This window comes from Roseburia sp. OF03-24 (assembly GCF_003463035.1).
GTDB classification, from domain to species: domain Bacteria; phylum Bacillota; class Clostridia; order Lachnospirales; family Lachnospiraceae; genus Roseburia; species Roseburia rectibacter.
Genome location: NZ_QSCK01000016.1, coordinates 32,081 through 46,752, shown reverse-complemented (window position 1 = coordinate 46,752; position 14,672 = coordinate 32,081). Strand labels below are relative to the sequence as shown.

Genomic DNA, 14,672 nt, shown 5'->3' with positions numbered 1-14,672 from the left:
GAGTCCAGATACTTTTATACCGCACGCTTTTTGACATCCGCGATCACTGCCAGAAACCTCTCTTTCATCTGTGCCTCTAACAGTTTGACATCCATGTCACTGCCCGTACATGGCACAAATCCTCCTGCCATCGATGCGTGACCGCCGCCATTGCCAATTCCCTTCAGTGCCTCTGCCACGATCTTTCCTGCATCGAGCATACTCTTTTCACTGCGCACGGAAAGTTTGATCCCGTCTGACTTTCTCGAATACACAACGGAAAATGACACTTCTTTTAAAGCAAGCATGAAATCGGATATATTTGCGATCACCGGACAATCTTTCCCTGTATTACAGAAGCTGATATCATCATAAACCTCAATGCTTGAAATGGCGCTGGAATATGCCATCAGGTCATCAAAACAAAGATTACTGTTTTCTAACATATGAATGACCTCATAATCACATTCATCAAACATCCGGTAGAGCATCTCAATATCAAGTTTTGATACCCCACGGCTCAAATTGTTGGTGTCGATCCTTATACCGTATGTCAGAGTCGTCGCAATCCTTCTATCCATCGGGATCTCATTCTCAAAGAAATACTGCGCTACGATCGTTGCACAGGCACCCACCCCCGGACGGATGTCCTTAAACCGGTATGAAAACTTTTCATTTTCGGGATGATGGTCAATGCAGATGATCTCATCCCCCGTAATATCTATGATATTGGAGTTGCCTTTCTGTGCATCTACAAGGATCACTTCATCTTCTTCCGTCAGGATCGCTCCAAGATCTTCCACATTCAGAAGCTCAATGTTCATCAGTTCCCGCAGTTTATCTGTGCTGTAACGGTCGATTTTTCCTTTGTAACAGATCGTCGAAGTAATACCATTGTGCTTTAATAACTCCTGTATGCCAAGCGCACTTGCGATCGCATCCGGATCCGGGAAATTATGTGTCTGGATATATACGTGTTTTCGGTTGATCTGTTTTAACAATTCTTCTAGCTTTGTCATACTGTACTATTTCCTTTACCACTCATCCGTAATCTTTTTGACAGCATTATTTTTCATAAACATGATTCAGTCCCTGTTCTTCTCTGCAAAATATTTTTCTGCCACCTTTTTTGTCACAAGTTCTGAAAATGTCAGAATCTTATGCTGTGCTTCCGGAACACTTCCAAAACCATATGCAGCATGTATAAATCCGACTCCCGCCTTTTTGCTTGCCTCATAATCTCCCTGGATATCACCCACATAGACCGCTTCCTCTAAATGATTCCGGTCTGCCAGAAGTCTGATATTATCACCTTTCTGTAAAAGATTATTGCCATAACATTCAATATCTGAAAAATAATCCCAGAAATGATAGTGATCTAAAAATGCCTCAATGTAACCTTTCTGACAATTACTTACAATATAGAGTTCATAATTCTTTTTTAATTCTTTGAAAGTATCCTCAAGATCCAGGTAAAGCACACCACCGTGCTCTCTTAAATAATCATTTTCTATCCTGCAGCACTCTGCTAAAAGAGATTCCTGCTCTGCTTCGGAAAGTTCCGGGAATAACAGCTTTGCGATCACATCCATGGTTTTTCCCATAACGCCCTTGATATCTGCTTCCGTGAGTACCTTATTTATCCTTCCATCCTGACGGATCGCTTCGTTCCAGGATTCTGCCACATTGGCTGCGGAATCCCAGAGTGTACCGTCCATGTCAAAAATAATTCCCTGTTTTTTCATAGCAATCTCCATTCCTGTCTGTGAAAAATCCGATCTTTCAATCTGATCTGCGTTTTAACTGCAAATTAATTTACCGGTCTTATTTTTCCATTAAATGATCTAAATTATATATGTCGGTATATTTTTTTTCAAAATAACGCACCAGCGGCTCTGCTGATACTTCTTTGCCGCACACATTTGCGATCACTTCTTTCGGTGTACGTGTACTGCCATACCAGTGAATTTTTTTGTTCAGCCATTTTGTGATCTGTAAAATTCTGCCATCTTTTAAGATCTCATCCACCGGTCCTAATTCTTTTTCAAGCTCCTCTAAATACATTCCATCATAGATGCTTCCCAAAAGATAACTTGGAAAATAACCGAATGAGCCGTCTGACCAGTGCATATCCTGCAAGATTCCCTCTGCATCATTCGCCGGGGTGATATCTAAGTATTCTTTCATTTTCTGATTCCACAATTCCGGCAGATTCCCAACCGGAATATTCTCACGGAAGATTGCCTTTTCCATTTCATAGCGCAATATAATATGGAAGCAATAGGTCACCTCATCTGCCTCGGTACGGATCAGGCTGTTTCTGACATGATTGATCTCATGGTAAAACTCATCCAGCGAAATGTCCTTCATCTGCGGCATCAGCTCCTGCACTTTCCCATAAACCGGAATCCAGAAGTTCTTATTGCGACCTAAAATATTCTCATAAAAACGGGACTGGCTTTCATGAACGCCCATGTAATGACAGCTTCCGGCTACCGTATTGTCATATTCCGGATTGACATTCTGTTCAAAAATCGCATGACCACCCTCATGAATTGCAGAAAACATTGCTGAGATCGGATCATGCTCGTAATAATGATTGGTCACACGGACATCTTTTGATGAAAAATTCAGTGTGAATGGGTGCTCTGTCTCTCCCACTGAACCGGCATCTTTGGAAAATCCAATGTAGGAAAGTAAAAGATCCTGTACTTTTCTCTGGTCATCCGGATCAAAATAAACATGGAACTTTGCATCATCCGGCTGTTTTGCGGCAAGTATTTTTTTCACAAGCGGAATCAGTGCTTCCTTTAGTTCACCAAACAGACGATCAATCGTTGCAGAATCCATTCCCTCTTCATATTTATCTAACAATACATCATAAACTTCTTTGCCAGGATCCGTATAACCTGCCATTTCTCTGGTAAGTGCGATCATTTTTTCTAAATGTGGTGCAAAAATAGAAAAATCAGATGCATTCTTTGCCTCTTCCCAGGCATTTCCGGACTCTGCCTGCTCACGCACCATCACTTCATAGCGGTCTTTTGGAATCCGTCTGTCTTTTTCCATATCACGCTGCATGCGTGTCACGATAAACTTCATCTTATCCGATAACTGTTCAAATTCTTCCGGCTTCTTTAATTTTTCCAACATTCCATAAAGTTCATCCGAAGTAGACATCGCAAAACTTTCCGTTGAAAAATAGGTCAGCGCATCAATATGTCCTGCCTGTCCCAGTTTTGGTGCACATGTTCTCATGTCCCAGTACAAAAGTGTATTAATATGTTCATATTTTTTCATTTTATCGAGATACTGCTCGAATTCTTCTAATGTTTTACTCATGTAGTCCTCCATTTTCAGAACGATGCCATTTCCACATACGGCATGCCGTTCTTTCTGTTCCATATTAACACAGGACATGTGACCTGTCACTTATTTTTAGTATAACCAAAAAACACCACAGACATGTCATTGTGCATGTCCATGGTGTTTTTTCAATCGTGACCAGACAATATTGTTTATTTTACCTCTACTGTCCAGCCGTATTTATCAGGCAGTTTGCCCCACTGGATTCCGGTTAAGGTATCATATAATTTCTGTGTCAGCTCTCCGATCTTGAAATCGTTGATCGTTACAACATCATCTTTGTAGCGGAGTTCTCCGACAGGAGAGATAACTGCTGCGGTACCTGTTCCAAATACTTCCTCAAGTGTGCCGTCATGTCCGGCTTTCATCAGATCGTCTACGGAAAGTCTGGTCTCATTTACTTTATAACCCCAGTCTCTTAACAGATGGATCATGGAATCTCTTGTTACACCCGGAAGAACAGTTCCCTCAATCGGTGCTGTGTAGATCTCGCCAGCGATCTTGAACATGATGTTCATGGTTCCAACTTCCTCTACATACTTACGATGCTCGCCGTCTAACCAGAGTACCTGGGAATATCCCATTTTCTCTGCTTTGACCTGTCCTAAAATGGAACCTGCGTAGTTACCACCGCATTTTGTAAATCCGGTACCACCTTTTACGGCACGAACCAGCTCGTCCTCGACTAAGATCTTAACCGGGTTGATTCCCTCTGCATAATATGCGCCAACCGGGCAGCAGATAATCATAAACTTATAAGCAGATGCCATATGTACACCAAGTGCGGCTTCTGTTGCAAACATAAATGGACGGATGTAAAGAGATGTCTCAGGTTCTGACGGAACCCAGTCCTCTTCAACTTTTACCAGCGCTTTTACTGCTTCCACAAACATATCAACCGGGAACTCCGGCATGCAGAGTCTTGCATTGGAATTGATCATTCTCTTTGCGTTCATCTCCGGACGGAATAACTGGATCTTACCCTCTGCGGTACGGTATGCTTTCATGCCCTCAAATGTTTCCTGTGCATAGTGTAACGTTACACATGCAGGATCCATTGTGATCGGTCCTTCCGGAACGATTCTTGCATCTTTCCATCCATCTTCTTTTGTCCAGTCCATAACAAACATATAGTCTGTCATATATTTTCCGAATCCAAGATGTTTCTGATCCGGTTTCTCCTTTAAATGTTCTCTTTTTTCAAATCTGATATCCATAACATTTGCCTCCGACTCTCTATCGTTTTTTTCTGACCATCATTATGATACTTTCTTTTTTGAGTGTCAAGATTATTCCAAAGTCTTATATTCGCTATCACTTAAATTCATAATATTGTTTATCATTCATAAGCATGCGTTATACTATTTGTGATCAAAATAAGGCACCTGTTAAATGATGGCTCACACTCAGTTCTGCCCTGCGATTACTTTTTTTAAAGGAATCCAGATGATAAATGCGAATACGCTTCCGATTGCTGCTGTGATAAGCTGCGTCACGGAAAATGTTGTCTGGAATACTGCCATTTTAGGTACCATTGCTTCCGGGAGCAAGGAAGGGATTAAGATCAATGCGATCACGATTCCCATAAATAATGCTTTTGCGATACTGCCTGCTGCCATACCTGCGATCAGTCCTGCATTGCCCTTGATCTTCTTTGCAAGCAGACTGACGGCAACCACGAGAATCATATTTCCGATCATAACACATGGGATGATCGCCGGAATTGCTGACATGACAGGACTTCCCGTGATCAGAAATGAAGTAACCGGCGTGATCACTGAGAGAATGATCCCGCATGCCATTCCTGCACCTAATGCGGCAATGATAAGACATGCATTAATGATCGGTCCCGTGATATAGACGCTTGTGTTTTTAAAGAACTGGCTCACGATACAAATCGCCAGTAAGACTGCTGTTGTTGTAATTTGTTTCGTTGTGATTTTCATAAATCCTCTGCTCCTTTTTCCTGTGTAATTTTCGCAACCATCATAGTACAACACTTATAAAAAGTCAATTTTTGAACAGCCCTATTTTTCTCTTGTCAATTAAATCAGGGAATTTTATAATAAAACCAACATATAAATATTTTGTGCACTGATAAAGGAGATTACGCTATGCATACATTTCAGTCTATAACAGCAGATATGATAGAATTCGATCCATTTACAAAGATTGGCAAAGAATGGGCTCTGCTCACCGCAGGTTCTAAGGATAAAGCAAACACCATGACCATAAGCTGGGGCGGTGTCGGTGTCTTATGGGGTAAAAACGTCGCTTTCGTATTTGTCCGTGATTCCAGATACACCAAGGAACTAATCGATAAAAACGAATTTTTTTCCTTAAGTTTCCTGTCTGAAAAATACCGTGACGCATTAAATTACTGTGGAAGCCACTCCGGCCGTGATGAAGAAGACAAGATCTCTGCTGCCGGATTAACACTTACTTCCCGTCACAGTATTCCATTCATCGACGAGGGAAATATGGTCCTGTTATGTGAGAAAATGTCTGCGACAAGATTGACGGAAGATTCTTTCCTGATGCCGGAAATCGCAAAAAAATGGTACACAGATCATGACATGCACACAATGTATATTGCGGAGATCATTGATATTCTGGCAAGATAATCCTGAACACCTTGCTTTTTCCAAAAATCAATGCTACAATATTTTTTGAGTTTTGTTCTAAAAAGTAAATATATGGAGGATTATTTATGAGCCCAGTTACTATCGTATTACTGGTTATCTTAGCCGTCTTAATCATCGGACTTGTTGTCCTTTATTTTCTCGGGAAGAAAGCACAGAAAAAGAAAGCCGAACAGGATGAACAGCTTGCAGCCGCCGCACAGACCGTATCCATGCTGATCATAGATAAGAAGCGAATGCGTATTACCGAATCTGGTCTTCCACAGGTTGTGATCGACCAGACACCAAAGATGATGCGCCGTACCAAACTTCCGATCGTAAAAGCAAAGGTTGGACCGAAAGTTATGTCTTTGATCGCAGATGAATCCGTGTTTGATTACATACCGATCAAGAAAGAAGTAAAAGCTACCGTAAGTGGTATTTATATCACAAAGGTTACCGGTGTACGCGGACCTCTTGAGAAACCGGAAGGTAAAAAGAGCTGGAGAACCAAATTAAAAGAAAAAGCTGTCCGTGCAAATAAGGAGCTCGAAAAAGAAAAAACTGAACTTGAAAAAGAGAAAAGCAAGAAAAAGAAAAAATAAGTCATACAAAAAATACCGCATCCGTGAAAAATCACAGATACGGTATTTTTTTATCATTTTCATACACGGGTTTATCATGCCATCCCCATATGATCAGCTGATACCTCCGTTTCTTTTGTTCTGTCTGTTTACAGTACCCAGCCTGCCGCCTGCACCTGTGTCTCTATCATATGATGATAGATTCCTTCTTTCGCGGACAGTTCTTCCGGTGCGCCTTCCTCTGCAACCACCCCGTCTTTTAATACAACGATCTTATCTGCATTTGCGACTGTACGCATCCGGTGTGCAATGATCAGAACTGTCTTGTTCTGGATCAGTTTCGATAACGCCTCCTGGATCAGTGTTTCATTATCGACATCCAGTGATGCTGTGGCCTCGTCTAATAATATAATTGGCGCATCCTTTAAAAATGCTCTTGCAATCGAGATCCTCTGACGTTCTCCACCGGAGAGTTCTGATCCGTTTTCACCGATCATAGTCTGCCAGCCATCAGGCAGTTTCCGGGCAAACTCATCACAGTGCGCTAATTTTGCAGCCGCAATGACTTCCTCATCCGTTGCATCCTGTCTGCCGATACGGATATTTTCCATGATCGTATTATTAAAAAGCGTAACATCCTGAAATACGATAGAATACAGTGACATCAAAGTTTCCGGATCAATTTTTGAAATATCCATGCCCCCGACTGTGATCTTTCCTTTTTCAATATCCCAGAATCTTGCAGCAAGCCTTGATACCGTCGTTTTTCCACCGCCGGACGGACCAATCAGTGCCGTCACTTCTCCCTGTTTCGCCGTAAATGTCACATCTTTTAACACAGACTCTTTCCTGTCATAAGAAAATCCAACATGCGAAAATACAATATCATATCCTTTATGATCAAGCTTTGTTGTTCCTGTCTGAATTTCATGCGACAAAATCTCATCAAGACGTTCACTCTGTATGTTTGCACTGATCATTGCCGCTAAATTCTGCAGGGAAATCTGCATTGGATCATAAATTCTGGATACAACAAGTAAAAACAGGAACAATGTCAGAACGTCAATACTTCCTTTTGCCAGCAGAATACCTCCGGTTAAGGCAACTGTTGCAATACCAAGTTTTAAGATCATCTGGGCACTTGCCACAAATACAGCCATTCCGAGCTCTGTCACAATCGCATGTTTTTCAACTGCTCTGATCTTTCTGTCGAGTCCTTTCATATATTCGCTCTGCGCATTATTTGCCTTAAGATCACGGACTGTCTCAAGTCCTTCCTGAATCCCATCGGCACATTCCATTTTCAGTTTCATCTGTTTTCTGCTCAGGCCGTTTTGAACCTTCCCGGAACATCCAACGATCAGGAAGGAAACAGGAAGTACCCAGAGTGCTGCAAGTGCCATTCTCCAGTCAAAGAAAAAGAGACTTAATGCCACAAGTGCCGTGGAAATACATGCTCCGATCAGCTCCGGAATCACATGGGAGGAAACCGTCTCCATGGTTGCACAGTCTGCCATGATCGTACTAGTCAGATCCGAAAGATCTTTTTTCCCGAAAAAAGAAAGTGGAATTTTTCTTAATTTTTCCGCAAGAGTGATACGTCTCACACCGCTCTCCACATAAGTTGCAAAAAAAGTTGCATTGTACTGGATATAGGTAGTAGCTGCGATCAGTGCCAGACTAATGATACAGCCTGCAATATAAAAACTGCCTCTTCCACTTAATGTTCCCTCCATATAGTCCTTTACCAGAAAATAAAGCATCCCCACCGGAAACATCAGGACAATATCTGATATCGTGACAGAAATAAATGCTTTTATCATATCCTTTGCACCCTGATCTGAAAGTGCGTATTTATGTTGTATTTTTTCTTTGAATGACATGTTTTATTCCCCCACTTTCCAACGAACAGATTTATTGTATTCGTTCCACATATGCGCATACAGCCCCGTCATCTCTGTCAGTTCTTTATGTGTTCCTGACTCAACGATCTCTCCATCTTTTAACACACAGATCCGGTCGGCATCCACAACCGAAGATAAACGGTGTGCGATCATGATCACTGTTTTTCCTTCAGATAATTTTGAAAATGCCTGCTGTACTTTCGCTTCATTATCCGGATCAGCAAATGCAGTTGCCTCATCTAAGATCAGAACCGGCGCATTTTTTAACATTGCCCTTGCAATCGAAAGCCGCTGTGCCTCACCACCGGATACATAAGTTCCTTTTGCCCCGATCACAGTGTCAATTCCATCCGGAAGTTTCCCGATAATATCCTCACACTGTGCATTTTTCAAGGCTTCCATAACTTCCTCTCTTGTCGCATCTTTCCTGCCTATGCGTACATTGTCATAAATGGACATTTTCAAAAGTTTACTATCCTGGAATACAAATGATACCATGTTCATAAGCTGTTCCGACGGAATGTCCCTTACATTTACGCCGCCGATTTTGATCTGTCCCTCTGTCGTGTCAAAGAATCGCGCGATCAGGCTTGCAAGCGTTGATTTTCCACCACCGGACGGTCCGACAAACGCAACGTGTTCGCCCTCTCTGATTTCCAGGTTGATGTTATGTAAGGCATTTTTTGCGGCATCCTCATAGCGGAAAGATACGTGGTCAAACGTAATCGACATATCTTTTGGAGCTGCTTTTTCTGCTGCTTCTGCCAGTGGTTTCTTTTCTAAAATACCATCGATCCGCTTTAACGCATCCTCTACGATCATCTGATTTTCACTTGCGTACATGATCTTATTTAATGTAACCGTAATGATCGGTGTGATGATAATATAAAACAGCAGATTTAATAAAAACGTGTCATTTTCTCCGCCCCTGCTGACCACATAAAAAGTAACTGCAATCAAAACAGCAAATGCTGCGTTGATGATCATGGTATAAAACGTCATCGGAAGTCTCAGTTCTTTTGTATAAGCGATCGTCCATTTCTCGTACTTTTCGATGGAATACTGGAATCGTTTGAACGAAAATACCGTCTGACCAAATGTCTTTACGACCGGAATGCCACGGACATATTCAACTGCCTCACTCGACATTTCTTCGAGCGCATTCTGATACTCTGTCATTTTATCCTTCATCCGCTGCCCGGTCATGCTTCCCATAATTAAAAATGCCGCTGCCACCGGGATCAGACTCAACAGTCCAAGCCTCCAGTCAAACATCAGAAGCAGTACTAAAAGTCCCACCGGCGTTGCGATCGCGCCTGCCTGATCTGGCAGCTGGTGTGCAAGATATGTCTCTGTTGCCTCACTTGACTCGTTAACGATCTTGCGGAACTTACCACTTCCGTCACTGTCCATAAATCCCATCGGCAGTGTCATAATATGGTGCATCAACTGTGAACGGATATTCGCCTGCACATGAAATGCTGACAAATGGGAACACATCAGCCCGCAAATGTAAAGCGCCATCGATAAAATTGCAAATCCTACTGCATGCCATCCATAATCTGCAATATTTCCTGCATTTTCATAATGAGGCGCCACCTCTAAAACTTCTTTTATCACTTTCCAGATATAATAAAACGGCACCAGTGCAATCCATGCACTGACCACAGAAAATATCCACGACAGGATCGTCAGATATTTATAATTCCCGGCATATTCAAAAAGCCTTGCCAAAGAACTTTGTTTTTTTAACTTCGCATCACTTTCCATCTCAAAGACTCCCTTTCCATTTTTAGTTCTTGTTATACAGCACTACTTTAAATTAGTTTTCGCTAACCAATGATTTTTTTAGAAGGCTGTCATCCTGTTACCAGAAATGTACAGCCCATCTCTTACTCCCATTTCAGAATTGCATTCCAGCCTCCACAATGATATTTTTCCAGCATATCCATATAACGGAGTGCCGTCTCCTTTGTCATTTTATGGCGTACCACCTCAAACATACTCTCAAATAATGCCCTCGTCATGATATGGATAAAATCCTCGGTGATCACCTCGCCATCTTCCGTCCGGTAATGAATGACGTCCATATACTTATAAGTATATTCTGTCTCGATCTCGACAAGCCGTTCCACAAAATCCTGAAACTTTGTTCCGTAGGAAGCATCCAGCAAAAGCTCAAACACTTCAAAATTGTCGTAAATATAATCGATCATCTCCACCATGCCGGATGACACATAATGCTTCATCTCTTTCGGCTGCTGTTCTTCCTCAAGCCCGTGAAATGTCTCCTGTATATGCAGAAATCTCTGCACCAGATGATCTGCTGCCGGTTCTACGATTGCAGAAAATAATCCTTCTTTATCTTGAAACCTTGAATAGATCGATCCGGTTGTCGTCCCTGCCTTTGCCGCGATCGTCCGCAGGGATGCATCGGAATAACCTTTTTTTAAAAATTCTTCCTTTGCACAGGCTATGATTTTCTCTGAAACTCCTTCTACTGATTTTGTCACTGGTTCCTCCACTCATTTATAACAGTGTTATATAACACTGTTATAAATATAAACATTTCTTTTTTATTTGTCAATATGTGAATCCTATTCCTATTTAAAATACAACAAAAAAAGCATGCTCTGCAATTCTTTTGAATCGTAAAACATGCTTTTTATATGTGCTTATTTTGTTTTTCACATACTACTTTTTATGCTTTCGCTTCCCCTTCCGGGAAAATGATCTTATTTACAAAGAAAAATACGACCATTGAAACTCCACCGTTTAATACGGTTGTTCCGATATTGTAGAGCCAGTCCGGCACGAACATACCGGCTACTGCTACCCAGATACAGTTAATGGAGTTTACAATACAGGTCACGATACAGAATGCGATCAGATACCAGAATGCCTGATACCAGATATTTCCCTTACTCCGGAATACGAAGGTTCTCTGGATCGGGAAATTGATGCATTCTCCGATCACCATGGCAACCATGTATGCACAGAAATATGGAAGTCCACCGTGTGCGGCATCATAACCGATAATGTTCCATTTAAATGTCTCTCCAAATAATGTGATGTCGATTCCCGGGAATCCAAAATCAACATTTGGAAGTCCTGCAAATGCGAGCGGCAGAAACAATAACATCAAATATTTGAATACCGTGATCAGGTTACTTACGATCACGAACAGACCGCCCTCCCGGACCCATTTGGAGGCTCCGGGATGCTTATCTGCAAAGTTCTGCCATAGATTTTTTATACCATTCATTTATGCTTTCACCTCTATGTGTTGTTCCTCTGCATAATCCTGTTTTATTCTGCTGATGTTTCAGTTACTGTCTTTACCGGTTCTTCTGCGGCATCTTTTTTATATTTTTTGATGGTAAGAACTTCTAAGAAAATAACCAGTACTCCAAGAATGATATCGATCACGATTGCAATGATCTGCCAGTTCATCAGACCTGTCTTTAAGTTCTCAGGATCATATGCACGGCTGTTTACAACAGTGTACATAATATTTTTGGATGCCTGACGCATTGCTTTCACACCTGTTGCGCTTGTAGTATCTGTCACATGGTTTGTCTCTGTATCATATGCAACTAACATACAGTCTGTACCACCGCGGATACCCATATCAGAATCCATGTATCCGTAAACACCAAAGTAGTCAGTTAATACAAATCCACGGAATCCCCACTCATCACGAAGGACAGTTGTCTGTAACGGATATGTTCCGCCTGCCCACTGTGCACCGATATAATTGAAGGAAGACATTACTGCTTTTGCTCCACCTTCTTTTACAGCGATTTCAAAAGGTTTTAAGTAAATTTCACGGATTGCCTGCTCATTTGACCATGTACAGAGCATTCCGGTACGGTTTGTTTCCTGATCGTTTAATGCAAAATGTTTGATATATGCATAAACACCATATTTTTCAGCACCGATCACTGCGTTTGCAGCCATTTTTCCTGAGAGAACTCCATCTTCCGAATAATACTCGAAGTTACGTCCTGCAAATGCATTTCTGTGTGTGTTCATCGCTGGTGCATACCATCCGGATACTTCCATTTCGTCTGCCATCTTACCAATGCTCTCACCGAAGGAAAGTGCAAGGTCTTTGTTCCAGGTATTTGCGATCATAACTGCGGACGGGAATCCAATGGAGCCTGTTCCTGTAAAGTTGTTATTGATGGATGCAGGTCCGTCACAGTCAACGGTCATAACTTTTCCAACACTTGCAGCTGCAGATGTCTGATATCCGCCAAGAGCGATCATTGTATCCATATCAGAAACTGTCAGCTGGTCAAGCAGTGTATCCCATTTTTCATCATCATAGGAAAGACCACGCATATCAGCAAGTGTCATTCCGTTTTTCGCGCCTGTTGTCGGCATTTCATCAGAATCATTGTTGTAATTGTTTGGATCATAATTGCTGTTATTTAAGAACTCAGCTTTCTCATCCTCTGCTAATGTAAAGTTTGAAGGAGCTGCTGTTGCTTTTGCATAGTTTGCAAATCCGTCTGCTCTTGAAAGATATGTTACATCTCCTTGTGCATATGCAAACTGATTTGTTGCAGCTACATCATCGGTAGAACGTGCATTATTCTCATCATATACAACGGTATCTGCAACACTTACGGTCTGTGATGCGATCGTATTGTGTGAATCAGAGTTGATAGAAATCTCATAGTCACCAGCCTCTAATACATAGCATCCATTACCATATGTATCATAGGAAGCCATATCTTCTTCTGAGAAACTTACATTGATTGTCTGGGATTCACCCGGCTGTAACACATCTGTTTTTGCAAAATCGATCAGATTTGCAGATGCTTTTTCAATTCCACCGTTTGTATATGGCGGATTGTAATATACCTCTACCACATCTTTTCCTGCGGCAGTTCCGTTGTTTGTTACGGTAACGTCAAAGGATACTTTACCGTCTGCTACGGTAACATCTCCCATCTTCTGTTCAAAATCTGTATAAGAAAGTCCATATCCAAATGGGAACTGAACCGTCTTATCATAATCAATGAGTCCTTCCACTGCTGCTGTCTCATAGAAACGATAGCCAACATAAATGCCTTCTACATAGTTGACAAAAGATGGAATTGTTGCTTCTTCTTCGCCTGTTCCGAAGTTTTTGGATGTAGCGGCAAACTCATCCATATTGTCATACAGGAAGTTTCCAAAGTTGTTATAAGTCGGTGTTGCTGTCAGATCATATACAAATGTATCGCTGGTTTTTCCGGATGGATTTACCGTACCGGCTACGACTGCGCCAAGAGACTCAAATCCGGACTGACCTGTTCCAGGACACCAGATTGCACCCTTGATCTGTTTATAATCATTTAAGAATCCAAGTTCCATGGTGTTTGCACCGTTATATACAACAACGACATTGTCAAAGTTGGCACAAACAAGGTCTAACATATCTTTTTCTGTCTGGCTTAACTGTAAATAATGTTCACCAGCTTCAAAATCTTTGTAATTTTCAGAGTTATCTGTGTAAGTTACTTTGCTTACATCAGTTGGAAGGTCTGCTCCCTCACCACCAACACGGGTAATTACTACCATTGCTGTATCCGAAAACTCTTTTGCATTGTTGATCAGCTCATCGCTGTAAGAATCTGCTGTAGGCTCCGGCAATGTCCAGTCCTGCGCCCACATACCAACTTCCGGTCTGTCCTCACGGTACGCTTTGTAGAAATCGGTCAGTTCTGTATTGATCTTGTATCCGGCATCCTCAAGACCACCAAGAAGTGTTGTTGTCTCATATGCGTCGGATAATGCTCCTGATCCTGTACCACCGTAGCAAGGATTGGTAGATGCCCATCCAAACACGTTGATATTCTGTGTATTTGTAAGTGGAAGGATATTGTCCTCATTTTTCAATAATACAATACCTTCGTCCGCGATATCCTCACAGAGTGCTGTTGCCTCATTTGAGGTCTCCTCTGTGATCGTACCATTTCCCATTGCAAGTGAGATCATACTTGACATCGGGATAAAGCAGATCAGATTGATAATCACAACTGCTGCCATAAGGAATGCAATCCATGCTTCCTTTCTCACCAGTTTCTTTACCGGTTTCTTCAATTTCATGCATGCCACAGTTACAATAATTGCGAGCGCTAATGCAATACCCAGCGCAATCAGGTATGGCTTACAGGAATTGAGAACGTTGATCACGTCATCCATGTTAATTGCTAACATTTCTA

12 protein-coding genes are annotated in these 14,672 nt (G+C 41.8%); 2 read left to right on the top strand and 10 right to left on the bottom strand.

Annotated features, from left to right (window positions below; all coding sequences use genetic code 11):
• Positions 1–14: 14 nt before the first annotated feature.
• The 5 genes from DXA60_RS09825 to DXA60_RS09805 form a co-directional block, all read right to left on the bottom strand.
• Positions 15–998: a DHH family phosphoesterase gene (locus tag DXA60_RS09825; protein ID WP_117921074.1), complete on the bottom strand. Its 984-nt coding sequence runs from the start codon at positions 996–998 to the stop codon at positions 15–17.
• 66 nt (positions 999–1,064) lie between these two features.
• Positions 1,065–1,724: an HAD family hydrolase gene (locus DXA60_RS09820; RefSeq protein WP_117921073.1), complete on the bottom strand. Its 660-nt coding sequence runs from the start codon at positions 1,722–1,724 to the stop codon at positions 1,065–1,067.
• 79 nt (positions 1,725–1,803) lie between these two features.
• Entirely contained in the window at positions 1,804–3,321 is a 1,518-nt protein-coding gene (locus DXA60_RS09815; RefSeq protein WP_117921105.1) for a carboxypeptidase M32, read from the bottom strand.
• Between the two features lie 176 nt (positions 3,322–3,497).
• The gene (locus tag DXA60_RS09810; RefSeq protein ID WP_117921072.1) at positions 3,498–4,562 is read right to left on the bottom strand and encodes a branched-chain amino acid aminotransferase; all 1,065 of its coding nucleotides are present in this window, start codon (positions 4,560–4,562) and stop codon (positions 3,498–3,500) included.
• Between the two features lie 189 nt (positions 4,563–4,751).
• Complete coding sequence (locus tag DXA60_RS09805) at positions 4,752–5,291, bottom strand: ECF transporter S component (RefSeq protein ID WP_117921071.1); 540 nt, start codon at positions 5,289–5,291, stop codon at positions 4,752–4,754.
• 168 nt (positions 5,292–5,459) lie between these two features.
• Between DXA60_RS09805 and DXA60_RS09800 the strand changes: the two genes are divergently transcribed.
• The gene (locus tag DXA60_RS09800) at positions 5,460–5,969 is read left to right on the top strand and encodes a flavin reductase family protein (RefSeq protein WP_117921070.1); all 510 of its coding nucleotides are present in this window, start codon (positions 5,460–5,462) and stop codon (positions 5,967–5,969) included.
• 86 nt (positions 5,970–6,055) lie between these two features.
• Positions 6,056–6,571: a hypothetical protein gene (locus tag DXA60_RS09795; RefSeq protein ID WP_117921069.1), complete on the top strand. Its 516-nt coding sequence runs from the start codon at positions 6,056–6,058 to the stop codon at positions 6,569–6,571.
• A 128-nt stretch (positions 6,572–6,699) separates the two neighbouring features.
• Here DXA60_RS09795 and DXA60_RS09790 read toward each other — a convergent pair whose 3' ends face one another.
• The 5 genes from DXA60_RS09790 to DXA60_RS09770 all read right to left on the bottom strand — a co-directional run bounded on the left by DXA60_RS09790 (position 6,700) and on the right by DXA60_RS09770 (position 14,667).
• Positions 6,700–8,433 (bottom strand): ABC transporter ATP-binding protein, encoded by a 1,734-nt coding sequence (locus tag DXA60_RS09790; protein WP_117921068.1) that lies wholly within the window; start codon positions 8,431–8,433, stop codon positions 6,700–6,702.
• Between the two features lie 3 nt (positions 8,434–8,436).
• Positions 8,437–10,224 carry an ABC transporter ATP-binding protein gene (locus DXA60_RS09785; protein WP_117921067.1) on the bottom strand — a complete coding sequence of 596 codons (1,788 nt, stop codon included), beginning with the start codon at positions 10,222–10,224 and terminating at the stop codon, positions 8,437–8,439.
• Between the two features lie 122 nt (positions 10,225–10,346).
• Positions 10,347–10,967 (bottom strand): TetR/AcrR family transcriptional regulator, encoded by a 621-nt coding sequence (locus DXA60_RS09780; protein WP_199536205.1) that lies wholly within the window; start codon positions 10,965–10,967, stop codon positions 10,347–10,349.
• A gap of 188 nt (positions 10,968–11,155) precedes the next feature.
• Complete coding sequence (locus DXA60_RS09775; RefSeq protein WP_117921065.1) at positions 11,156–11,719, bottom strand: GtrA family protein; 564 nt, start codon at positions 11,717–11,719, stop codon at positions 11,156–11,158.
• A gap of 44 nt (positions 11,720–11,763) precedes the next feature.
• The gene (locus tag DXA60_RS09770; protein WP_117921064.1) at positions 11,764–14,667 is read right to left on the bottom strand and encodes a glycoside hydrolase family 3 C-terminal domain-containing protein; all 2,904 of its coding nucleotides are present in this window, start codon (positions 14,665–14,667) and stop codon (positions 11,764–11,766) included.
• Positions 14,668–14,672: the final 5 nt, after the last annotated feature.